Annotated in this window: 25 protein-coding genes; 19 read left to right on the top strand and 6 right to left on the bottom strand. The window is 60.8% G+C overall.

Annotated elements, in window-relative coordinates:
• Nucleotides 1-171 precede the first annotated feature (171 nt).
• A complete protein-coding gene (locus tag ACTJKE_RS27225; RefSeq protein WP_440661518.1) occupies nucleotides 172-1533 on the bottom strand; it encodes a PLP-dependent aminotransferase family protein in 1362 nt (453 codons plus the stop codon).
• A 136-nt stretch (nucleotides 1534-1669) separates the two neighbouring features.
• On the opposite strand from ACTJKE_RS27225, the gene ACTJKE_RS27220 reads away from it, so the two are divergent.
• The 6 genes from ACTJKE_RS27220 to ACTJKE_RS27195 all read left to right on the top strand — a co-directional run bounded on the left by ACTJKE_RS27220 (nucleotide 1670) and on the right by ACTJKE_RS27195 (nucleotide 5249).
• Nucleotides 1670-2074 (top strand): VOC family protein, encoded by a 405-nt coding sequence (locus ACTJKE_RS27220; RefSeq protein ID WP_058321985.1) that lies wholly within the window; start codon nucleotides 1670-1672, stop codon nucleotides 2072-2074.
• 35 nt (nucleotides 2075-2109) lie between these two features.
• The gene (locus tag ACTJKE_RS27215) at nucleotides 2110-2739 is read left to right on the top strand and encodes a LysE family translocator (protein WP_113513579.1); all 630 of its coding nucleotides are present in this window, start codon (nucleotides 2110-2112) and stop codon (nucleotides 2737-2739) included.
• Between the two features lie 54 nt (nucleotides 2740-2793).
• A complete protein-coding gene (locus ACTJKE_RS27210; RefSeq protein ID WP_440693018.1) occupies nucleotides 2794-3639 on the top strand; it encodes a PhzF family phenazine biosynthesis protein in 846 nt (281 codons plus the stop codon).
• Nucleotides 3640-4095: 456 nt separating this feature from the next.
• A complete protein-coding gene (locus ACTJKE_RS27205; protein ID WP_058327847.1) occupies nucleotides 4096-4692 on the top strand; it encodes an NUDIX domain-containing protein in 597 nt (198 codons plus the stop codon).
• Between the two features lie 78 nt (nucleotides 4693-4770).
• Entirely contained in the window at nucleotides 4771-4959 is a 189-nt protein-coding gene (locus ACTJKE_RS27200) for a hypothetical protein (RefSeq protein ID WP_440693016.1), read from the top strand.
• The gene (locus tag ACTJKE_RS27195; protein WP_440638553.1) at nucleotides 4956-5249 is read left to right on the top strand and encodes a hypothetical protein; all 294 of its coding nucleotides are present in this window, start codon (nucleotides 4956-4958) and stop codon (nucleotides 5247-5249) included. The genes ACTJKE_RS27200 and ACTJKE_RS27195 overlap by 4 nt, the downstream gene beginning before the upstream one ends.
• A gap of 85 nt (nucleotides 5250-5334) precedes the next feature.
• Here ACTJKE_RS27195 and ACTJKE_RS27190 read toward each other — a convergent pair whose 3' ends face one another.
• From ACTJKE_RS27190 to ACTJKE_RS27170, 5 genes are all read right to left on the bottom strand, one after another.
• The gene (locus tag ACTJKE_RS27190) at nucleotides 5335-5538 is read right to left on the bottom strand and encodes a cold-shock protein (protein WP_057248747.1); all 204 of its coding nucleotides are present in this window, start codon (nucleotides 5536-5538) and stop codon (nucleotides 5335-5337) included.
• Between the two features lie 291 nt (nucleotides 5539-5829).
• Nucleotides 5830-6612, bottom strand: a complete 783-nt coding sequence (locus tag ACTJKE_RS27185) for a FadR/GntR family transcriptional regulator (protein WP_440693014.1) — start codon at nucleotides 6610-6612, stop codon at nucleotides 5830-5832.
• A gap of 43 nt (nucleotides 6613-6655) precedes the next feature.
• A complete protein-coding gene (locus ACTJKE_RS27180) occupies nucleotides 6656-7552 on the bottom strand; it encodes an NAD-dependent epimerase/dehydratase family protein (protein ID WP_440661511.1) in 897 nt (298 codons plus the stop codon).
• 183 nt (nucleotides 7553-7735) lie between these two features.
• Entirely contained in the window at nucleotides 7736-8728 is a 993-nt protein-coding gene (locus tag ACTJKE_RS27175) for a sugar-binding protein (RefSeq protein ID WP_058327842.1), read from the bottom strand.
• A gap of 47 nt (nucleotides 8729-8775) precedes the next feature.
• On the bottom strand, nucleotides 8776-9756 hold the full coding sequence (locus ACTJKE_RS27170; protein WP_058327841.1) for an NAD-dependent epimerase/dehydratase family protein: 981 nt from the start codon (nucleotides 9754-9756) through the stop codon (nucleotides 8776-8778).
• A 170-nt stretch (nucleotides 9757-9926) separates the two neighbouring features.
• Between ACTJKE_RS27170 and ACTJKE_RS27165 the strand changes: the two genes are divergently transcribed.
• The 13 genes from ACTJKE_RS27165 (at nucleotide 9927) to nuoD (ending at nucleotide 22221) form a co-directional block, all read left to right on the top strand.
• Nucleotides 9927-10697: an ATP-binding cassette domain-containing protein gene (locus ACTJKE_RS27165; RefSeq protein WP_440661508.1), complete on the top strand. Its 771-nt coding sequence runs from the start codon at nucleotides 9927-9929 to the stop codon at nucleotides 10695-10697.
• Nucleotides 10698-10743: 46 nt separating this feature from the next.
• Nucleotides 10744-11739: an ABC transporter permease gene (locus ACTJKE_RS27160; RefSeq protein ID WP_113513589.1), complete on the top strand. Its 996-nt coding sequence runs from the start codon at nucleotides 10744-10746 to the stop codon at nucleotides 11737-11739.
• Between the two features lie 419 nt (nucleotides 11740-12158).
• Nucleotides 12159-12659 carry an NADH-quinone oxidoreductase subunit J family protein gene (locus ACTJKE_RS27155; RefSeq protein WP_058327838.1) on the top strand — a complete coding sequence of 167 codons (501 nt, stop codon included), beginning with the start codon at nucleotides 12159-12161 and terminating at the stop codon, nucleotides 12657-12659.
• The gene (gene nuoK / locus ACTJKE_RS27150; RefSeq protein ID WP_057248739.1) at nucleotides 12659-12961 is read left to right on the top strand and encodes an NADH-quinone oxidoreductase subunit NuoK; all 303 of its coding nucleotides are present in this window, start codon (nucleotides 12659-12661) and stop codon (nucleotides 12959-12961) included. The genes ACTJKE_RS27155 and nuoK overlap by 1 nt, the downstream gene beginning before the upstream one ends.
• Nucleotides 12962-12965: 4 nt before the next feature.
• On the top strand, nucleotides 12966-14429 hold the full coding sequence (locus ACTJKE_RS27145; RefSeq protein ID WP_440638562.1) for a monovalent cation/H+ antiporter subunit D family protein: 1464 nt from the start codon (nucleotides 12966-12968) through the stop codon (nucleotides 14427-14429).
• Entirely contained in the window at nucleotides 14426-14680 is a 255-nt protein-coding gene (locus ACTJKE_RS27140) for a hypothetical protein (protein ID WP_058327836.1), read from the top strand. Before ACTJKE_RS27145 ends, ACTJKE_RS27140 begins: the two co-directional genes overlap by 4 nt.
• A complete protein-coding gene (locus ACTJKE_RS27135) occupies nucleotides 14673-16448 on the top strand; it encodes a Na(+)/H(+) antiporter subunit D (RefSeq protein ID WP_440638564.1) in 1776 nt (591 codons plus the stop codon). Before ACTJKE_RS27140 ends, ACTJKE_RS27135 begins: the two co-directional genes overlap by 8 nt.
• A 10-nt stretch (nucleotides 16449-16458) precedes the next feature.
• Nucleotides 16459-17934, top strand: a complete 1476-nt coding sequence (locus tag ACTJKE_RS27130) for an NADH-quinone oxidoreductase subunit M (RefSeq protein ID WP_058327834.1) — start codon at nucleotides 16459-16461, stop codon at nucleotides 17932-17934.
• Entirely contained in the window at nucleotides 17931-19370 is a 1440-nt protein-coding gene (locus ACTJKE_RS27125) for an NADH-quinone oxidoreductase subunit N (RefSeq protein WP_440638566.1), read from the top strand. The genes ACTJKE_RS27130 and ACTJKE_RS27125 overlap by 4 nt, the downstream gene beginning before the upstream one ends.
• 153 nt (nucleotides 19371-19523) lie before the next feature.
• Nucleotides 19524-19889 (top strand): NADH-quinone oxidoreductase subunit A, encoded by a 366-nt coding sequence (locus ACTJKE_RS27120; RefSeq protein WP_058322069.1) that lies wholly within the window; start codon nucleotides 19524-19526, stop codon nucleotides 19887-19889.
• A complete protein-coding gene (locus ACTJKE_RS27115) occupies nucleotides 19877-20380 on the top strand; it encodes a NuoB/complex I 20 kDa subunit family protein (RefSeq protein ID WP_058327832.1) in 504 nt (167 codons plus the stop codon). Before ACTJKE_RS27120 ends, ACTJKE_RS27115 begins: the two co-directional genes overlap by 13 nt.
• A complete protein-coding gene (locus ACTJKE_RS27110) occupies nucleotides 20377-20913 on the top strand; it encodes an NADH-quinone oxidoreductase subunit C (protein ID WP_065376027.1) in 537 nt (178 codons plus the stop codon). Before ACTJKE_RS27115 ends, ACTJKE_RS27110 begins: the two co-directional genes overlap by 4 nt.
• A gap of 93 nt (nucleotides 20914-21006) precedes the next feature.
• Nucleotides 21007-22221, top strand: coding sequence for an NADH dehydrogenase (quinone) subunit D (gene nuoD, locus ACTJKE_RS27105; RefSeq protein WP_058327830.1), 1215 nt, complete (start codon nucleotides 21007-21009; stop codon nucleotides 22219-22221).
• Nucleotides 22222-22226 lie beyond the last annotated feature (5 nt).

Genomic DNA, 22226 nt, shown 5'->3' with positions numbered 1-22226 from the left:
CCCAAAGCAATCTGTTTGCTTTGAGCCAGCTACGGCAAATCGGGAGCTATCTGCGAGAGGCGACTTCGTGTTCTAACGTCGTCGTGTCGGAGGAAGCCGCGTTCATTTGTGGCTCGCTTGTCGAAATAACGGGCGCCCAGGCGGTTGCGTGAGGTGGGGTGTTCGCTTGTCTTATTTCGGAGATTGCCTCCGCATCTCGATTAGCCACTGCGCCAGACGTGTCAGTGCCTCGGTCAGATCTTCGAACGATGCGCCGCCAAGGCAAAGCCGAATTCCGCTCGCCCGATCCTCTCGATCCACCATCATGGAATCCGGTGGGGTCAGTTTGATGCCGGTCGCCGCAGCGACGGATACGAAATGGTTGGCAGCGTCGCGCGGCATCGGCAGCCAGGCGTTATAAGCATCGGGATCAGAGACAAGTTCGGCCGTACCGAGAAGAGAGACAGCGAGACTGGATCGACGCCGCGCCTCATGGCGCAGATCACGCTGGATCGAAGGGATGACGCCGGTGATCAGCCATTCCTCGACCACTGCACAGGAGAGCGGCGAGGGGGTCAGAGGCATGTCTTGCAAGGCGTCTTCCGCTGTTTCGTTAAAACCAGCCGGCAACGCGAGCACGCCGATCTGCAATCCGGGGCCAAGCGACTTGGACAGCCCGTTCACATGAAAGGCGATCTCGGGCGCCAATGCCGTCAGCGGAGGCAAAGCCGGCCCGGCTGGCGCATAGACGCCGTCCTCGATGATCCGCGCGCCCGCCCGACGGCAAATTTCCGCGATGGCCTGCCTTCGCTCCCCGCCCATCGTGGCGGTGGTCGGATTGTGAAGCGTCGGAGTGAGGTAAACTGCCTTGCTGCCGGCCGATGCGGCGCTGTCGAGCGCCTCTGCCAGTGCCTCTGGCACCATCCCTTCTGCGTCGATCCTGACGCCCTGCATCCGATATCCCTTGCGCCGGGCCAGCGCGATCGCGCCGGGATAGGTGATCCGTTCGGTCAGAAGCAGTCCCTGCGGACCGCAGGCGAGGTCGAAGGCCAGTGAGAGCGCCTGGCGGGCGCCGCTCGTCAGCACCAGATGCGACGGATCGACGATGAGACCCAGTGTTTCGAGCCAGCGGGCCAGAACACGGCGGTGCTCCAGATGTCCGGCGGGTGGGGCGTAGAGATTGAGATGATCCGCATCGATCTTGCGCGCGATCCCGGTCAATGTCCGCGCCAGAAGGCGTGCGTTGAGCGTTGCCGGCGGGGCGTTGGATGAGAGATCGATCTGCCGATCCTTGTGTGCGTGGCGGATCGCCACGAACGTTCCCCGGCCCTTGACGCTACGCGTCAGACCTCGCCGTTCAAGAGCGGCATAGGCTTTCGTCACCGTGCCGAGGCCAATCCCCAGTTTCCATGCGACATCGCGATGCGCCGGCAGGCGGTCGCCTCCCGTCAGCCGCCCTTCGATGATGTCGTCGGCGAGAGCGAGCACCAGCCGCTCGGCGGCATTCGCCTCTATGTCGGCGAGACGTGGTGCCCATGGCGATTGAAGGAGCATGTTCGCCACCTCGATAAAAGTGTCACATGACACTATTCATATAAACAGCAAGTGTAACATACGCTATGACGACGCTGAACGAAATACACACTTGCAGGAGGCGCCTGACCGCGATGACGGGCGCATGGAGGGCCAGATGTTCAGTCATGTTACCGTCGGGGCGCGCGATCTTGAGCGGGCGGGTCGTTTCTATGACGCTGTGCTTGCTCCGCTCGGCCTGAAACGCCGCGTCGTTACCTCCGATGGCGGGCCTCCGGCGCTTTGCTGGGTGGCTATTCAAGCGCCACTGCCGCGCTTCTATGTCTACATCCCCTTCGATGGCGAGCCGGCGACGGCCGGCAATGGCTGCCTGGCCGCCTTTTTGTCCCCCTCGCAGGAGGCTGTGAGGACGGCCTACACCGAGGGTCTCGCGCACGGCGGGACGGACGAAGGCGCCCCAGGCCCGCGCCCACACTACGGCGATGGTTACTTCGGTGCGTATCTGCGCGACCCCGACGGAAACAAGGTCCACATCGTTCACCGCGGAGACCTCCAGCATTGATGCTGGAGAAGCCTTCTGTTTCTGGAGAAATTCGAATGATCGGCAGTCAGATAGCACTCGTCTACGGCACCTATCTCGTCGCCACCGCCAGTCCTGGGCCGAGCAACATGGCGATCATGGGAACGGCGATGCGCGACGGCCGCGTGCCCGCCCTCGTCTTGGCGGCGGGCGTCATCACGGGCTCACTCTTCTGGGCAGTACTGGCGGCGACGGGCATTTCCGCCGCGTTGGCCGCCTATGCAGAGGCGCTTTTCGTCATCAAGATCGTTGGCGGTGTTTATTTGCTCTATCTGGCTTTTCGTGCGGGCAAGTCGGCTCTGAAGCCGATCTCCGACATCACGAACAAGGACGCAAGGGCTGCCACGCCTTGTTATCGATCGCTCTATCGGCAGGGCATTCTCATGCATATCGGAAACCCGAAGGCGATTCTGGCCTGGATAGCGATCATGTCGTTGGGGTTCCGTCAGGATGCTCCCGCAGGCACGCTACCGGTGATCATTGGCGGTTGCGCCATCCTCGGCGTCCTGGTGTTCGGTGGCTACGCCATCGTCTTTTCGACGGCCTCCATGATTGCCCTATACGCCAGATTGCGGCGTTGGATTGAAGGTGTGCTCTCGGCGGTATTCGCGGTTGCGGGCCTTAAACTGCTTGCTTCGCAGAGCTGATGTTTGGGCCTGTCGATGCCCCAATGAAGTGACCCAAATTGAAAGCGCGATGTCATGACCCTTGCCGTCCATATGGTCGACGTGTTTGGCGCCGGGCCGTTTTCTGGTAACCCGCTGGCGGTCGTCATCGGCGCAGATGCCATGTCGACGGATGAAATGCAGCAGTTGACGCGGTGGTTCAATTTGTCGGAGACCGCCTTCCTCTTGCCGCCCACGCATCCAGATGCTGACTACCGGGTCAGGATATTCACGCTGGACAGGGAGATGCCTTTTGCCGAGCACCCGACGCTTGGAAGCTGTCATGTCTGGCTCTCGACGGGTCGGGTGCCGAAGAAGGCGACGGAAATCATTCAGGAATGCCACGCCGGTCTGGTCACGATCCGGCGTATGCAGGGGCGGCTTTCGTTTGCCGCCCCGCCGCTGATCCGTTCCGGCGCGCCAACACAGGGTGAATTGGATGGGGCCCGACAGCTGTTGGGCATTGAACCTTGCGATATCCTTGATGCCGCCTGGATCGACAATGGACCTGGATGGCTGGGGATCAGATTGGCATCGGCGGAGAAAGTGCTTTCGCTCAATCCGCTCCGCAACTGGGCCGGTCGGATCGACGTTGGTGTGGTTGGTCCGCATGCAAAGGGTCGAGATGCAGCCTTCGAGGTTCGCGCGTTCTTCAGCGACCATTTGGGTGCAATCGTCGAAGACCCCGTCACCGGAAGCCTCAATGCCTCGATCGCACAGTGGTTGTTCGCTGGAGGTGCGGTTGAGGGGGATTATGTCGCCGCCCAGGGGACCCGTCTTGGGCGCCATGGCCGGCTTCATGTGGGCCGCGATGACGTTGGCCGAATTTGGGTAGGCGGCGAAACGCGCACGCATGTCGAAGGCCGGCTACACGGCCTTTGAAAAGGAAAAAGAAGAGGTGTTTCATTGAGTACAATCGATAGGGCAGAAATTGAGCTCCCCGTCCAAAGACAGCTCGAAGCCTATAACGCCCGAGATATTGAGGCATTCATGCCTTGGTAGGCTGATGATTGCCAGTACTACGCATTTCCCTCCGCGCTTCTGGCAGGGGGCTGTCGAAATTCGGGAGCGACATATCGAACGGTTCAAAGAGCCTGATCTACATTGAACTCTGCTGACACTTATCGTGGTCGGCAATGTCGTCATCGACCACGGTTGCGCGAACTTTTCCGGAAGGGAAGGGCGAGGTCGATGTCGTTTGTATCTATGAAGTTGAAAACGGCAAGATTGCCAAAGCCTGGTTCAAGATCAGCGAGCGGCGGCTTTTGTAGCCTTAGGCGGACTGTACGAGGCCGATCGCACGGCCTTTGAAGCGGCAAACAAGAGAGTGGTGATTTGATGGACGAGAGTGTTTTCCGGCCGATCGCGGAGCGTGTATTGGCGAATGATTGGGGACGGCTGACCAAATACGAATTCGAACTTCGGCTCAGGGATGGAGGTTGGCAGCGGCAGACCCGAGAGGCTTACGATCGTGGTAACGGGGCGACATGCCTGTTGTACAATCCCCGAAGTGGCCGTGTTCTGCTGACCCGTCAGTTTCGTTTGCCGGTTTTCTTGAATGGCGGTCTGGAGTCATTAATCGAAACCCCGGCGGGACTGCTTGATGGTGCCGAGCCGGCAACGCGGATGCGTGCAGAACTGATCGAAGAAACTGGGTATGATGTCTCCGAACTGACGCATCTTTTCGACATCTACATGAGCCCCGGATCGGTCACGGAATACCTGGCATTTTTCTACGGCGAATATACCGAGAAACACAGGGTGGGAACCGGCGGAGGTGCTCCTGACGAGGGAGAAGACATAGACGTAATGGAAATCTCGTTGTCCGACGCGATCCATATGATCGACCGTGGTGAGATTCGCGACGCCAAAACGATCATTCTGCTTCAGCACCTGACGATCCGGCTCTTTCAGGAAAACGACGTGAAGCGCTGATCCGGATCTCCGGCCCATATCGATCTCGGACAGATGATGATCCTGCTAAGATTGCCGTCCCCGACATGGAACCTCGAGATGGATCAGTTTGCCACGAATGTCCTTTCCGACCTCGACATCGACATCGACATCGAAGTCATCCCGCCAGAGCGCGACGGAGGCCAGTTCGGAAACGCGATGATAGGCCTCTGCGGTCAAAAGAAGCGGTCGGCCTCGCGAATGGACGCCGACGGTCGCTGCAATTGTGACGAGTACCTCGCGCCATGACGCCGTCCGTGCCAGAGCTGTCGTATGAGGTGCTGGTCAAGTTTGAGAAGACGCTTGCGCAGCTTCCCGACGGCTATGGACTGGGAAGCTTCGCAGGTCGCCCATGGGGCCTGACCGTCAAGCGCTCGGCCGATGGCAGGCGGATCTGGTTATATGGCGAGGAACTGGGCGGAGCGGATGTCGTCAGCTTCAACTTTTATGTGCTTTCTGGTGCGAGCACCACACTCAAGCCCTGCGAAATGTCCCCCTCGAAGGTCGTCGATTTCGTGCTTGGCTTTAAACCAAGCTAAAGCGGTGATCTGCTTTCCGCTTTGACGGCTCAGCTTGCCATTGCCGAGATCGCCCGACCATAGGAAGTCCCGGAGGTCGAGACGTTCAAGCTGGCCTGACGTTTTCGGCTTTCGATTTTCCGGTCTTGCGGTCCTGGCCAAGTTCGTAGCTGACCTTTTGACCCTCTCGAAGTGGGCTTCCGCCTTCCACCGCTGACACATGGACAAAGACGTCCGCTCCGCCGTTGTCCGGTGTGATGAAGCCAAAGCCCTTGTCCTGATTGAAAAACTTAACGGTACCGATTGCCATGATTATCCTCGTCAGCTGAGTGGCCTGCAAATTGCCACTGCAGCTTATTCAAGGCTGCCCCCTCCCGCAACCGCGCATTCACGCGATTCGCGGCTCGGACGGCGCGCGGTCGAGCTCTTTCGTGTCCTGTTAGCGAAGGCCGCCTGCGGCCACCGCCGTGCCCGTCGTAGACAGTGCCTAATGATTGAAGGCGAACGCTCCGACTTTCGCGCACGACATCGCGCGGCGCGGCAGTGAACTCTCACATAAGCGGAGGTGCGCTCGGGGGCCTCATGCCATCCGACCTGACGATCATGCATTGCGCCCCGATTGCGCTATGAGCTCATCGGTATTGGCTAGAAGTCGCCGTACGGCATTGCGAGCCGCGTTCGGGCGTCGGAGGCGAATGCTTTTCTCGATGTTCTCGTGGAGCTTCAGCGCATGGACGGAGCTGCTGTCCTCCCGGGTCACCAGCAGGAAAAGGTGGTTGAGTGCAGATTCGATGAGTGCCACGAGCGGCACCAGGAGATCGTTTCCCGACGCGCGCAGGATTGCAAGGTGGAAGCGTGTGTCGGCCTGGATGCGGGTCTGCAGCGTTGTCGCCTGTTGCATGTCTTCCAATGCCGCGCTGATTTCGGTCATCTGCTTTTCGTTCCGGCGGGTGGCGGCGAGCGCCGTCGCTTCCGGCTCAAGGATGTGGCGAAATTCCTGTACGGTCTTGAGGAACTGGAGACGGTCCGGTGAGACCGCATACCAGCTCAGAACGTCGCGATCGAGCAGGTTCCAACGCTCTCTCGGCTCTACCCAGCTGCCGACTTTCGGGCGCGAGGCGAGCAAGCCCTTGGCCATCAATATCTTGATCGCCTCTCTCACCGCAGTGCGACTGACGTTGAAGATTTCCGTCCATTGCGTCTCATTCGGCAGGATCGTTCCGGGCGGATAGTCGCCACGCACGATACTGAGCCCGATGTCATCGGCAAGCGACATGTGGACGCTGGGTCCCGACATACGCGGCGCATCGAGGCGTCGGCTCGCACGCTTCGCCTCCGCCGTGGTCGATCCGGCGGAGACTTTTCCTGATTGTCGTTCAGCCATTTTCGTCTTTTCTCGCGTCTGTAACGCTCAGCCGCGCAGAGCGTCACCCGACGTCAACATAATTCCGCCAGCTGTGTTGCGGCTCAAAGCCGAGCATCGAGCGGGCTTTGCGGTTTGATAAGAGCGTCTCGTATTCGCCGATCTGCCCCTTGACAGGGACGCCGTGGTAGAACCGGTCGATCAGTTCGCGGGTTGGAATGTCGGAGGACGTATCGTCGCTTGCTGCGTTGAAGACCTGGAACCCAAGACCGTCCGTCTCCACGGCCCTCAGTGTGATCTGGCCGAGGTCGCGCGCATCGACATAGCTCCAGGCAATGCGCTTGCGAAAGCCCGGATCGGCAAACCAGCCGGGGAAGAGATGGTATTCGTTCGGCTCGATCACATTGCCAATGCGCAGGGCATAGATGTCGGCGCCGCTTCTGAGTGCAAAGGCGCGCGCGGTCTTTTCATTGACGACTTTGGAGAGTGCGTAGCTATCCATCGGGTCGACGTCATAGTCCTCGTCGAGCGGAAAATAACGCGGGTTTCGCGGCTCGTTGGCGAAAACGAGGCCGTAGGTCGTCTCACTCGATGCGATGACGATCTTGCGGATGCCAAGCTTCACCGCCGCCTCGATGACATTGTAGGTGCCCATCGCATTGACGCGAAAGAGCTCGTTGTCGGGGGCGATCAGGATGCGCGGGATCGCGGCAAAGTGGACAACTGCATCGATTGGCTGCGGCGCGAGCGAAGGGTCGAATTCGTGCAGGCCCGTGTAGCTTGACAGTGCATTGAACACTTGGCCGCTGTCCGTGATGTCGGTGATCAGCGTGCGCACTTTCGGGTTGTCGAGGGGCTTCGTGTCGAGGTTAAGCACCTGGTGGCCCTGTTCGACGAGGTATTGCACGACATGGCGGCCGGCCTTGCCGCTGCCTCCGGTGAAGATGATCCGCTTGGTCATTGTGTTCTCCATGTCCTGCAAGATTGGGGGATGATCCCTATCGATGATAGTTCGTAAGGGAGATCTTCCAAGCGGGGTCGTGGCAGGTTGCCGCGGCCACCCGGCAAGAGTGCGTGCTGACCCCGGTTGTCGGGGATAGGGCGAAGGCCGGGACGCTCGGTAAAGGGCGCCCCGGCGGCGGTTTTACTTCTGGATGCAGGTGTCCGCCGTGTCCTTGGTGCATTCGTCGAGGCCTGTGAATACCGGATCCTCCACCGGCTTGCCGGCGATCAGGTCCAGCATGACCGACGGCGCCTTGTAGCCCATTTCGAACGGGCGCTGGCCGACGAGCGCGGTTACGAGACCTTCCTTGGCAATCGCCACCTCGTCGCCGATCGTGTCCGCCGCGCCGATGACGAATTCATTTTTCGCGATCTTGTCCGCCATCGGCTTGAACAGGTCGCGATAGGGTTGCGGCGCCCCGAAAAGCGGCCAACCGCCCATGATGCCGAAGGCGTCGAGGTCGGGATTGGCAGCCAGGATATCCGTCATCGCCTGCACGCCCTTGGCGCCGTCGTCATTGGTAAAGACCGGGCAGCCCGCCACCTCCGTCCAGCCGCCTTCACCCTTCAGTTCGGCCAGCCCCTCTTTTCCCGTGAGCACATCACGCATGCCCTGGGCACGCCGCAGGATGTTGTCGGCACCAGGGTTGCCCTCGATCGTGCAGATCTTGCCACCGTTCGGCTTGGCCTTTTTGATGTAGTCGGCGATCCGCGCGCCCATCGTGTAGTTGTCGGTGCCGAGATAGGTCTTGCGCAGACCCGCGTCCTCCTTGGCGAGGTCGGCATCGAGCGTCATGACCGGGATTGTCGGGTTGGCCGTCTTCAGCGTCTGGGCAATCAGCTTGGCGTTGGATGGCGAAATGGCGATCGCAGCCGTGCTGGGCTTGCCGAGCATGTCCTGGACGATCTGCGCCTCGCCGGCTTCGTCGGAGGTCGACGCCGGGCCGGTATAGAAGCACTCATATTCCGAGCTTGTGTTTTCCTTGTTCCACTTCTGGCACCCTTGGTTGATTGCCTCGAAGAACGGATTGTCGAGGCCTTTGACGACAATGACGAGTTGCTTCTTCGTCTGGGCGCCGGCGGAGCCGGCGGCCAGGGCGAGCGCTGCAACTGCAAGCACCAATGCTTTCCTCATTCTATCCTCCCGTTGAACAAGCGGACGCTGTCCGTCCGCGGCACAAATCAACCCGGATACCAGACGATGCGAGGGTCGCTTGACGGACGCTCGTATTGCCAGGCCTGGTCGATAAGCTTTTTAAGATCGTATTCCGGCTGCCAGCCCAGCAGGTACTTCGCCTTGCTGTTGTCCAACCAGTTCGAGTGGAAGTGGCTTGGAACGTCGACGGACGGCAGACCGCGCGTGCGCCTGAGGTAGCTTGCGACCTCGCCGTAGTCGACCGGGCGATCCATGGCGACGTTGAAGCGCTGGCGTTCTGCGCGCGGATTGTCGATCGTGTTGAGTATTGCCGAGACGAGGTCGCTGACGTGAACGAAGTTGCGCTTGAGCGGCCTTCCGTCGGCATCGCGCAGCAACGGAACCGTTCCGGCCTCCGCGTAGCGCCTGGCTTCGTCGGGCGCAAAAAGCGTTTTCCAGTCGGGTCCACCGAACACGTCATCGCCGAAGGAAAGCGAATATTTGAAGTCGTCCTTCTCCATAATCCACGGCGCCCGGAGGCAACAGACGTTCAACCCGTATTGGATCGCGTACTGCTCGACGATCACTTCCTCGAGCACCTTCGAGAGCGCGTAGCAGCCAGGATAGGCGCGGTGCGGTGTAGCCTCCGTTATCGGTCCGTCATGAGGATAAAAGAAATGCCCGACCGCGGCGTCGCCGCCGATCAGGATGAACTGCCGTGCCGTGGGGCTCGTTCTGAACGCTTCGAGCAGCCAGAAGAGGCCCTTGACGGTCACGTCCATGACGTCGGCCGGTGTTTCCTTGCAAGTCGCCAGATGCACGACGTGGCTGACACCGGCAATCGCGTCTTCCGCGACCGCGCGATCGGCGATAGAGCCGCGGATGATATCGAGCCGCTCGGCTGGATCGAGCACACGGTTATGGCAGAGCGCGCGAACGCGCGCTTGCGAAAAACGTGGCCGATCAAGCAGCGTTGCTATGAGGTGCCGCCCGACCTTGCCAGTTGCCCCGGTGACAAGGATAAGCATGCTTATCTCCCAAGAATTAGCTAATATATGATCGCTTCGCCTCAATGTCTATTTGTCATACAAAACAGGTTTATCGGGTGAGAGATCATTGACGCGTTCATGACGATTTGCGTAAATAAGCAGTCGCTGGCTCGCGAGGGGGCGGACATGCGGCGAGGCGTCCTGGCGGATTGGCGCGTGTTGGCGAGTCTGGAAGGCTGGTCGTGCTGCTAGAGCTCAGCAATATTTCCAAGCATTTCGGGGCCATACAGGCAGTGAATGACATTTCGCTGTCGTTAGAGGCCGGTCAGGTTGTCGGCCTGATGGGCGACAACGGCGCCGGCAAATCGACGCTTGTCAAAATGATCGCAGGCAATTTCCGTCCGAGCCACGGAACCATGCGCCTTAACGGCAGCGATATCGTCCTGCATCGCCCCATCGAGGCAAGGCAGTTCGGCATCGAGATCGTTCACCAGGATCTGGCCCTTTGTGACAACCTCTCCGCGGCCGCGAATGTCTTCCTCGGACGCGAACTGAGGCGCGGTATCGGCCCCTTGCGCGTGCTAGACTACAAGGCAATGTACCGCCGCGCCGGGGAGATCTTCAAAGAACTCCGCTCGGAGACCAGGCCACGCGACCTCGTGCGGCAGATGTCGGGTGGCCAACGGCAAGCGGTGGCGATTGCGCGTACGATGATCTCGCAGGCGAAGATCGTCTTGATGGACGAGCCGACGGCGGCAATTTCCGTGCGCCAGGTGGCCGAAGTGCTGCATCTGATCCGGCAGTTGCGCGATCGCGGCATCCTGGTTGTGCTCATCAGCCATCGTATGCCCGATGTCTTCGATGTCGCCGATCGCGTCGTCGTCATGCGCCGGGGCCGCAAGGTGGCGGACAAACCGATATCAGAAACTTCGCCGGAGGAGGTGACGGGGCTGATTACCGGAGCCATCGAGAGTGGATGAGGGACAATCGAGCTCGATCTTCTGCACCGGAGGAATGGGAGGAACGATGGCAACGACGCTGGACCAGACGATCGAGCGCAGGCAGCGCACGCTCGGAGGAACGATCCTCGGGAACCAGACCTTCTGGGTTCTGATCGCTGTCATCCTTGCCTGCATCTTTCTGTCATTTGCCACCGACAGCTTCGCGACCGCAAAGAATCTTTACAACATCACCCGGAACGTCACCTTCGTCGCGATCATTGCCCTCGGCATGACGCTCGTCATCATCACCGGTGGGATCGACCTCTCGGTGGGCTCGGTACTGTGCCTGTGCAGCATGGTGCTCGCGGTCACGATGCACGCGGGATACGGCATCGAGACAGGCATTGCCGTCTCGATCGCGACTGCGTTGGTGATCGGTGCGTTCAATGGCATCCTCATTGCCTATCTCGGCTTTCCGCCCTTTGTCGTGACCCTCGGCATGCTCTCGATTGCCCGAAGCCTGGCCATGGTCGCGTCCAACAATACGGTGGTTTTCGAGTTCGGCCCGGACCACGACAAACTGCTGTCGCTCGGCGGCGGATCCGTCTTCGGTATCGCCAACCCGGTGATCTACATGATCATGCTGGCACTGCTCACCGGTTTCGTGCTGCGCTGGACCCGGATTGGCCGCTACATTTACGCCATCGGCGGCAACGAGAAGGCGGCCACTGCCACGGGCCTCCCCGTGCGACCGATCAAGGTCTGCGTCTACATGATCTCGGCGCTCTCGGCCGGCGTCGCCGGCATCATCCAAACCGGCTGGCTCGGTGCGGTGACGACCAATATCGGCGCCGGCATGGAACTGCAGGTCATCGCCGCAGCCGTGATCGGGGGCGCGAATCTCGCCGGCGGCGTCGGCACTGCCTTCGGCGCGCTCGTCGGCGCAGCACTGATCGAGGTGATCCGCAATAGCCTCGGGCTTCTCGGCATCAACGCCTTTTGGCAGGGTACGTTCATCGGCAGTGCGACTATCCTCGCGGTTCTTTTCGATCGTATCCGCAATTTCCGCCAGAGTGAGTAGCATTCAGCCTTCCGGTACACTGCGCGGTTCAGAAGGACTGGGATTGCGACGTTAGCCAGTCGTCACGCGGTGAGTGGTGTCCCGCCTAAGCATCCCAGTTTCTTCAATGAATCTACTGACATTGCTCGCTTTAAAGTCGGCGAGGGGGCCGCAGTTTGTTTGCGGGCTCATGAAATCATCTGTTCCGGAATGTGCACAGACTGCCAAGAAGGGAGTCACCCTGAGGGTCGCGTACTGGCAAGTCACCTCTACGAAGCCGGTTTAGGCTCGGCGTGGCCTCATTCGATTATGTTGCCGACAATATTCTTGTGAAAAATCCTTCCCTCAGGCACAATTTATGAACGCAACCAAAGTGCGGCGCTATCTGAATTCCGGCCGTCACGCGCCGCGGAATGGTTCGCGCGGGAGAGGCTGCGTCAATGGGCCAGGGGTTCTTCCTTCTGTTTGCTGCGGGGGCCGTGATCACCGCCCTGACAGTCGTCCTGGCGCGCAACCCTGTTCACAGCGCATTGGCGCTGATGGCATGTTTCCTGCAGATCTCGGCAATCTTCGTCCTGCTCGAGGCGCCGCTGCTCGCGGTCGTGCAGATCTTCGTCTATGTCGGCGCCATCATGGTCCTCTTCCTGTTCGTGATCATGATGATCGACGTGCGCGAGGCGGTGCTGCAGCGGTTTCTGCCGGGGCGAAATCTGCCTGCATTGACCCTGCTCGTCCTGCTTGGGGTCGAAATGCTTGCACTGGTGCTTTGGAGCGGCCGCTTCTCGGCGGTTGAGCCGATCGCACGGCGCGCCGGCGATCAAGTCAGGCAGCTCAGCACGACACTTTTCGCCGACTATCTCCTGCCGTTTGAAGTCGCTTCGATCATCCTTCTCGCGGCACTTGTCGGCGCCATAGTGCTGGCACGGAAGGAGCTCGGGTGATGGTTCCGCTCTGGTGGTACATTTCACTCGCAGTGGTCCTGTTCGTGATCGGAGCCGCGGGTGTGCTGCTCAGGCGCAATATCCTGGTCGTGCTGATGTCGCTCGAACTGCTGCTCAACTCGGTCAACATCAATTTCATCGCCTTCGGACGTTACTACGATGATTTTCGCGGGCAGATCTTCGCGATCTTCGTCATTGCCATCACCGCGGCGGAGGTTGCCGTCGCCCTCGGCATTCTGGTCGCCCTCGTGAGGAACAAATCCACCCTCAAGATCGACGACGTCACGGCGATGAAAGGATAGCGGCTTGGAACCGGTGCTATCAGTCCGGCCGCTACTTGCCGTCGCCATCGCCGGGCTGGCGGCACTTGCAGTTCTCCTTCTGAACAAGCACGAGAAAATCCGGGATGCCGTCTCGCCTCTGGCTGCGGTCGCCATGTTCGCGATCGTCATCTCGATGGCGCCCATCGTGCTGGCGGGCGGCACCGTCGAACTGCGCCTGTTCGAGATCCTGCCGGGGATCGACTTCGCTTTCCGGGTCGACGCACTCGGCATGGTGTTTGCCACCGTCTCCTCGCTCCTGTGGATCGTCGCGGCGGTCTATTCCATCGGCTACATGCGACACCTGAACGAGCACGCGCAGACCCGCTTCTTCGCCTGCTTTGCCACCAGTCTCGCCGCCGCCGTCGGTGGTGCGTTTGCTGCCAATCTGTTCACGCTGGTAATCTTCTACGAGGTGCTGAGCCTCGTGACCTATCCGCTCGTCTACCACCATGAGGACGAAGAGGCCTGGGCGGGCAGCCGGAAGTACCTCGTCTACCTGATGGGCGCGTCGAAAAGCGTGCTTCTCGCCGCGCTGGCGCTGACCTATCAAATTGCCGGGTCCCTCGACTTTGTACCCGGAGGGTTGCTGGCGAGGGTCGATGCCTCGGCGCCGCTGCTGACGGTTGTCTATTTCTGCTACCTCTTCGGCTTCGCCAAGGCCGCGGTGATGCCGATGCATGCCTGGCTGCCTGCTGCAATGGTTGCCCCGACGCCGGTCAGCGCGCTCTTGCATGCCGTGGCGGTGGTCAAGATGGGCGTGTTCTGCGTGTTGCGGGTGGTGTTCCATGTCTTCGGCGTGGATCTGGTGAGCAGGCTGGGTCTCGGCATTGCGACGGCCTACCTCGTCTCCTTCACCATCCTGATGGCGTCGATCTATGCCCTTACCCGGGACGACCTGAAGGCGCGGCTCGCCTATTCGACGGTCAGCCAGCTCTCCTACGTGGTGCTGGGCGCGGTGCTTTTGTCTCCCGTGGCGATGATTGGCGGCATCCTTCATATCGCGGTGCACGCCTTCTCCAAGATCACGCTGTTCTTCTGCGCCGGGTCGATCTACTGCGCCTCGGGAAAACGAAACATCAGTGACATGGCCGGCATCGGCCGCCGGCTGCCCTGGACGATGGGGGCATTCTTCGTCGCTTCACTCAGCATGATCGGCGTGCCGCCAACCGCCGGTTTCATCAGCAAGTGGTATCTGACGCTCGGCTCGGTCGAAGCAGGCGAGATGGCGTTCCTGGCCGTCCTCTTGGCGAGCTCGGTCCTCAACGCCGCCTACTTCCTGCCCGTCAGCTATATCGCCTTTTTCAAAGCGGAGGCGCCGGGAGCGGCGGAACCTGTCCGTGAGATTCCGCTGGTGACGATCCCGCTGGTCGCCACCGCTGCCTTGTCGGTGCTGATGGGCATCTTCCCCGGTTATTTCCTCACCTTGGCGGAAGGAGTGGTCAGATGATCAAGCGTGTCGTCGATTTCTTTGGTGACGAGGGCCATGCGCGGTCGCGCCGCCGGTTGTTCTATATCATGCTCGCTCTCATCGTCGTCGCCGATTTCCTGGTTCCGCGCGAACACGCCGAATATCTCTGGGACCGTTTGCCTGGCTGGTCTGCCGTCTATGGCTTCGGCTCCTGCCTGCTGCTCATCTTCGTTTCCAAGTTCCTCGGCCATCAGGGCGGGCTCATGCGGCGCGAGGACTATTATGATTGAGTTCGTCCATCCCGCCCTTCTGTTCATTCTCGGTGCCGTGCCGATCCCGTTCCTGAAGGGATCGATCCGCAAGACCTACTTGGTGCTAATCCCGGCTCTGGCGATCGCCGCGGTCCTCGCGATGGAGCCGGGCAGCTATGGCGCGGGGCGCTTCATCGGGCAGGAAATCCTGTTTGCAAAGGTCGACAAGCTCAGCATCGTCTTCGCCACGGTCTTCACCATCATGGCGCTGATCGGCATGGTCTACGCGCTGCATCTGTCGCAAGCCGGCCAGCACGTGGCGGCCTTCGTCTATGTCGGCAGCGCGCTCGGCGTGGTCTTCGCCGGCGACTACCTCACCCTTTACCTCTTCTGGGAGGGCATGGCGTTTGCGTCGGCCTATCTGGTCTTCGCGCAAGGAGGCGAACGGGCAATCCGTGCCGCATTTCGCTATCTGATGGTGCATCTCACCGGTGGCGTCGCTCTGCTCGGCGGTATCGTGCTCCACGGGCTCGCGGCTGGCTCGCTGCTCTTCGGCCCGATCGGGGGCGGCGCTCTTGCGGGAACAATGGACGTCGGCGGCTATCTGATCCTGGCAGGGTTCCTGCTCAATGCCGCGGTGCCGCCGCTCAACGCCTGGCTGACCGACGCCTATCCCGAGGCGACTGTCACGGGGGCGGTGTTCATGAGCGCCTTCACCACCAAGACGGCCGTCTACGTGCTGGCGCGCGCATTTCCTGGAACCGAGCTTCTCGTCTGGCTCGGCACCGTGATGGCGCTCTACGGCGTCATCTATGCGGTGCTTGAGAACGACTGTCGGCGGCTGCTTGCCTATCACATCGTCAGCCAGGTGGGTTACATGGTGGCGGGTATCGGCATCGGCACCGAGATGGCCGTGAACGGAGCCACCAGCCACGCGTTTGCCCATATCCTCTATAAGGCGCTTCTCTTCATGGGCGCGGGGGCGGTGATCCACGTCACGGGGCGGCGCAAGCTCACCGAACTCGGCGGGCTCTACAAAACCATGCCGCTGACGGTTGCCCTCTACATGGTCGGTGCCTTCGCGATCTCGGCCTTTCCGTTCTTCTCAGGCTTCGTCACCAAGTCGATGGTGATCGCCGCCGCCGGACAGGACCACCGGGCGCTCGTGGTTCTGGCGCTCACGATGGCGTCATCAGGGACGTTCCTGCACACCGGCCTCAAGCTGCCGTATTACATGTTTTTCGGACCCGACCGAAAGCTGGAGGCGCGGGAGCCGCCCCGCAACATGCTGGTTGCCATGGGGATAGCGGCGGTGTTTTGCATCGTGATCGGCGTGTTCCCGGAACCCCTGTATGCGCTCCTTCCCTATCCGGTCGCCTTTGAGCCCTATACGGGCGTCCATGTCACCGAGAGCCTGGGCTTGCTGATGTTTACCGCGCTGGGTTTCGTCCTGTTCCTGAAAGCGCTCGATCCAGAAAACACAATCAGCATCGACACGGACTGGTTCTACCGCAAGGGTGCGCGGGCCTTCCTGTGGCTCGCAGAGAGGCCGCTGGCGCGCTATGAAAAGGCGGTGAGCAACGTGTCCGACACAGTGGCGCTGCCGCTTCTGCACGGTGCGGCGCGTGCCGGACTGCGGGTCGATCTCAACGGCGTCGATGCCGCCGTGAATGGCTTCGCACGCGCCATCCTTGTTGGCGGCGGTACGCTGCGGCGTCTGCAGACCGGCGTCGTCACTCACTATGCACTGGCGATGATCGCCGGTGTGATCGCGGCGATCGCCGTTTTTGCCGTCGTGTGGCAGTAGAGGAGGGGTGATGGCGTTCCCGCTGCTCAGCCTCATCGTCTTCGTACCTGCCGCCGGGGCAGCGGTCATGATGTTCCTGCGCAGCGACGATCTCGTGCGGTGGGTGGCGCTCGGCTTCACCATGCTCGACTTGGCGCTCGCCATCGCGATGCTCGCCGGCTTCGATCCCGGGACCTCCGAGATGCAGTTCGTCGAAAAGCGCCCGTGGGTTCCGGCGCTCGGCATTACCTTTGCGCTCGGTGTCGACGGAATCAGCGCGCTCTTCGTGTTCCTAACGGCGCTTTTGGGCTGGATCTCGGTGCTCGCATCATGGATCGCCATCGACCGCAAGGTGAAGCAGTTCATGATCAGCCTGCTCGTCATGCAGGCCCTGATGTTGGGTGTGTTCTCGGCGCTTGACCTGTTTCTGTTCTACGTCTGCTGGGAAGCGATGCTGATCCCGATGTATCTGATCATCGGTATCTGGGGCGGCGACGGCCGCGTCTATGCGGCGTTCAAGTTCTTCCTCTACACCCTGGCGGGCAGCCTCCTGTTCCTGATCGGCATCATCGTGCTTTATTTCGAGGGCGGCAGGACCTTCGACATCCTTGCTTTGATGGAACTCGACCTGCCGTTCGAGGTTCAGTCCTGGCTGTTCTTCGCCTTCCTCGTGGCATTCGCGGTCAAGGTACCGATGGTCCCGCTCCATACCTGGCTGCCGGATGCCCATGTGCAGGCTCCAACGGCGGGCAGCATCATCCTTGCCGGCGTGCTCCTGAAGATGGGGGCCTACGGATTCTTGAGGTTCTCGCTGCCGATGCTGCCGGAGGCCTCGGTCCATTATTCGACCCTGATGATGGCGCTTTCAGCACTTGCGATCGTCTATGGCGGCCTGCTGGCGCTGGCGCAGGACGACCTGAAGAAGCTGGTGGCCTATTCCAGCATCAGCCATATGGGTTTCGTGACGCTTGGGATTTTTGCCCTCAACCCGCTCGGGCTCCAAGGCAGCATCCTGCAGATGTTCAATCATGGCGTGACCACCGGCGCCCTGTTTCTGTTCGTCGGCCTGATCTACGAGCGCACCCACACCCGCAGCATCGCCGACTATGGCGGCTTGATGAAGGTCGCGCCTGTCTACACCGGGTTTCTGGCGCTGTTCGTGCTGTCCTCGATGGCGCTGCCGGGAACGAACGCATTCGTGGGCGAGTTGCTGGTGCTGTCGGGCGGGTTTGCGGCCAACCTTGCCCTCGGCGCGGTCGCGGTTTTGGGCGCATTGCTGGGTGCGGCCTATCTGCTCGGCATGTACCGGAAGGTTGCGCTTGGTCCGGCGAGCGTCGGCGCGCGGTTCAAGGTCCGTGATGTCAACGGCCGCGAAATGGCGGCGATCCTGCCGCTTGCCGTCTTCGTGTTTTGGGTCGGGCTTTACCCAAAGCCCTTTCTCGCCATCATCGATAGCTCGGTCACGCATCTCTTGCAGCAGGTCTACGACAAAGGGAGCGGCCCATGACCGCCGCAGCGCTCCTTCCGTCGATCGTTGCAAGCCTGCCCGAAATCATCGTGGTTACGGGGGCCTGCATCCTGCTGATCGCGGGACAGTTCGTGCCGAAGGAACGGGACGCTGTCCTTGTCTGGTCCTCGGTCGTAATCGTGCTGCTTGCCGCGCTGGCAACATTCACGCTGTCGGGTGGAGCGCAGCCGGCCTATGCGGGCATGTTCGTCGCCGACCCGTTCTCTGTCTTCTTCAAGTCCCTGTTCTACCTGTCGATCCTGCTGACGTTCCTGCTCTCGCGAAACTATGCCGACATCGAAGGGATCGGCGGCAGCGAATACTACGTCCTGCTGCTCCTTGCGCTCTCCGGCATGATGATCATGGCCTCGGCGACCGATCTCCTGTCGATCTATGTCGGTCTCGAACTGATGGTGCTCTGCACCTACGTGCTGACCGGCTTCCTGCGGCGTGAGCAACGGTCAAACGAGGCGGCGCTGAAATATGTGATCCTCGGCGCAGTCTCGACCGGGATATTCCTTTATGGCGTCTCGCTGGTTTACGGCCTCACCGGCACGACGCAACTGGACCGGATGGCGGCGGCCGTCACCGGTGATCCGCTCGATCCGGGCTTGCTCTTGGCGGTGGTCTTCATTGTCGCCGGACTGGTCTTCAAGATTGGCGCGGTGCCGTTCCACATGTGGGTGCCGGATGTCTACGAGGGTGCACCGACCACGATAACCGCCTTCATGTCCGTCGGGCCCAAGGCGGCGGGCTTCGCGGTGATCCTCAGGGTGTTCCTCAATCCATTGGTCGCAGGCTCCAACGTCTGGATCATATTGGCTATAATCGCGGTGGTAACGATGGCGCTCGGCAGTTTCGTGGCGCTGGTGCAGGATAATTTCAAGCGTCTGCTCGCCTATTCCAGCATCGCCCATGCCGGCTTTGCCATTTTCGGCATTGTGGCTGGCGGCGCCGACGGGGTCGCCAGCGTGATGCTCTACCTCTTGATCTACACCTTCATGAATCTCGGCATCTTCGGCGCGGTCATCATGATGCGAAACGGCAATTTCTCGGGCGAGGTTATCGAGGACTATGCCGGTTTCGCCAAGCTGCATCCGGGGCTGGCTCTACTAATGTTGCTCTATCTGTTCTCGCTCGCGGGCATTCCGCCGACGGCAGGCTTCTTCGCTAAGTTCTACGTGCTGGTCGCGCTCATCGAGCGTGGTTTTGTCCTTCTGGCCGTGATCGCAGTGCTCCTGAGCGCTGTCGCCGCCTATTTCTACATCCGCATCGTCATGGTGATGTTCATGCGCGAACCGGAGCGGGTGTTCGAGCCGGCGCTGACGCCTCTGGTCGGCGCTGCTCTCGCCGTCACCGCCGCGGGCACGGTCGGCATCGGACTGTTTCCAGCGTGGTTTCTGAAGCTCGCTCAGCAGTCGGCTTTCGGCGGCTGAGCGATCGCATTTGCATTGGCCTATGCGACGGAATAAACTACCGGTTTAGGAAAGGAATGCCCTTAGTCGCTTCCCGGGGCGACCGCGTTAACGGCCCGAAGGAGCCGATCGCGGCTTGAGCAACGTCCCCGATGGGTGACCGGGCTGCGCAATATGTCTGCAGCGGAATTCCTCCCGGTTCTTTTCATGATCGCCGGAATTGTTCTGGTGGTGGGGGCGACGCTTTTTGTTTCCTCGCTCTTGCGGCCGTCCAATCCCTATCCCGAAAAGAACATGCCCTATGAATGCGGCATGGACCCGGCAGGCGAGGCGGCCGGGGGGCGCTTCAGGGTGCAGTTCTTCATCCTCGCGATCCTCCTGGTCGTCTTCGATGTCGAGGCGATGTTCCTCTTTCCCTGGGCGGTCGTCCTCAAAGAGATCGGTATCGTCGGCTATCTTGAGATGTTCGTCTTCATCGTCCTGCTTCTCGTGGGCTTCGCCTACGCCTGGCTGAAGGGAGCGCTGGAATGGGAGGAGTAGGAAACACGATCCAGGACAGCGTGCTGTTCACCACGGCCGAGAGCGTCATCAATTGGAGCCGAAAGTCGGCCTTGTGGCCCGAGACCTTCGGTATCGCCTGCTGTGCCATCGAAATGATCTCGGCGGGTTGCGCGCGCTACGACCTCGACCGGTTCGGTGTGGTGTTCCGCCCTTCGCCGCGGCAGTCCGATGTGATGATCATCGCCGGCACGGTGACCCGGAAGTTCGCGCCCGTCGTGCGCCGGCTTTACGACCAGATGCCGGAACCGCGATGGGTGATTGCCATGGGCACGTGCGCCATTTCAGGCGGCGTCTACAACACCTATGCCGTGGTGCAGGGGTCTGAAACCTTCGTTCCGGTTGACGTGCACGTCCCCGGATGCCCACCGCGCCCCGAGGCGCTGATGCATGGCTTCCTGCTGCTGCAAGAAAAGATCAAGAGGTCCCGCGCGCTGGCCGGAACGCCACTCGATCGGGCTGCGGCATCATGAGCGTCGAGCCGTCTCTCAATCGCGCTCCGATCCTGGAGCGCTTCGGGGAAACGATCGAGGATCTCGGCACTGCACATGGCATCGATGTCTTTGTTGTTCCACCCGAAAAGATCGTTGAGTTCTGCCGGTTCCTGAAAGACGATCCGGAGCTCAGGTTCAATTTCCTGTCAGACATCTGCGGGGTCGACCACTATCCCGAAACGCCCCGCTTCGAGGCGGTGTATCATCTCTATTCGCTGCCCAACCGCTGGCGGGTCCGCATCAAGTGTCGGCTTGGCGACCCACCTGAGGTCCCCTCGGTCACCGCGGTCTGGCGCACCGCCAACTGGCACGAGCGCGAAGCCTGGGACATGTATGGCATCCGGTTCCAGGGGCATCCCGATTTGCGCCGGATCTACATGTGGGAGGGCTTCGAGGGCTTTCCTCAGCGCAAGGATTTCCCGCTCAGGGGTTACAAGGACAAGCTGAACCCGTTTGGTGCCGAAGGTCCGCCGCCGACACAGCCCGACCTCGCCACGCGGGAGATTCCATAGGGAGGGAGAAGGACTGGTGCGGGCGGTTTTCCGCTGGGACCGATCCAAAATCATCATGAACTATGGAGACCGATCGACGCCGGAGAGTTTTAGATGACCGAAGTCACCGAGCTCACGCGGCCAGAAGGTGAAGCGCTCAACAGCAAGGAAGTGCTTCTCAATCTCGGGCCCCAGCACCCCAGCACCCATGGGGTTCTTCGGCTCGTCCTCGAACTGGACGGCGAATATGTCAAGCGGGTGGACCCACATATCGGCTACCTGCATCGCGGCACCGAAAAACTGGCGGAAAGTTTCACCTATACGCAGATCTTCCCGCTGACCGACCGGCTCGACTATCTCTGCCCACCTTCGAACAACCTGGCCTTCGCGCTCGCGGTGGAGAAACTCCTTGGCATCGAGGCCCCGGTGCGGGCGCAATATATCCGCGTGATGATGGCGGAACTCGCGCGCATCTCCGGTCATCTGCTGATTACCGGCGCGCTGCCAATGGATCTCGGCGCCATGACCGCGCTACTTTACGTCATGCGCGAACGCGAAATGATTATGGATCTCATGGAAATGATCACCGGTGCGCGCATGCACACCTCCTTCTGCCGGGTTGGTGGCGTGCGCGAGGACCTTCCTGACGGATTCTTCCCGAAGATCCGGGAGTTCTGCGACATCTTCCCGAACCGGATCCGCGACTATGAGCGCTTGCTCGAAGACAACCGGGTGTTCCTGAAACGCACCCAGGGCATTGGCGTCATCTCTGCAGAGGACGCCATTGATCTGGGCCTCAGCGGTCCGAACCTGCGGGCTTCCGGCGTCGACTGGGACATCCGCCGTGACGAGCCTTACGAGATCTACGACCGGCTCGATTTCAATGTCATCACCCGCACCGAGGGCGATTGTTATGCGCGTTGGCGGTGCCGGGTCGACGAGATGCGCGAAAGCATGCGGATCATCGAACAATGCATCGACCAGATGCCCGAGGGAGCGTTCCAGGTCGACATGCCGACGATCGCCTTCCCCGTCGACAAGGAGCGCGTGCATTGCTCGATGGAGGCGTTGATCCAGCATTTCGACCTGTCGGCCTATGGCTTCAACGTGCCGAAGGGCGAGGTCTATTCGGCAATCGAGGCACCCAAGGGTGAGTTGGGCTTCTACATCATCAGCGACGGGTCGCCGAAACCGTTTCGCATGAAGGTCAGGGCACCCTCGTTCGTCAACCTCCAGGCGGTCTTCGGAGTGACGAACGCCCGCTATCTGGCGGACATGATCGCCGTGCTTGGCAGCCTCGATCCTGTGATGGCGGAGGTGGACAAGTAGCAGGG

Origin of the sequence: Ensifer sp. 22521, from assembly GCF_052044795.1 — a bacterium.
Taxonomy (GTDB): domain Bacteria; phylum Pseudomonadota; class Alphaproteobacteria; order Rhizobiales; family Rhizobiaceae; genus Ensifer.
The sequence above is the reverse complement of the archived record's forward strand: the minus strand, read 5'-3'. Positions and strand labels throughout refer to the sequence as shown.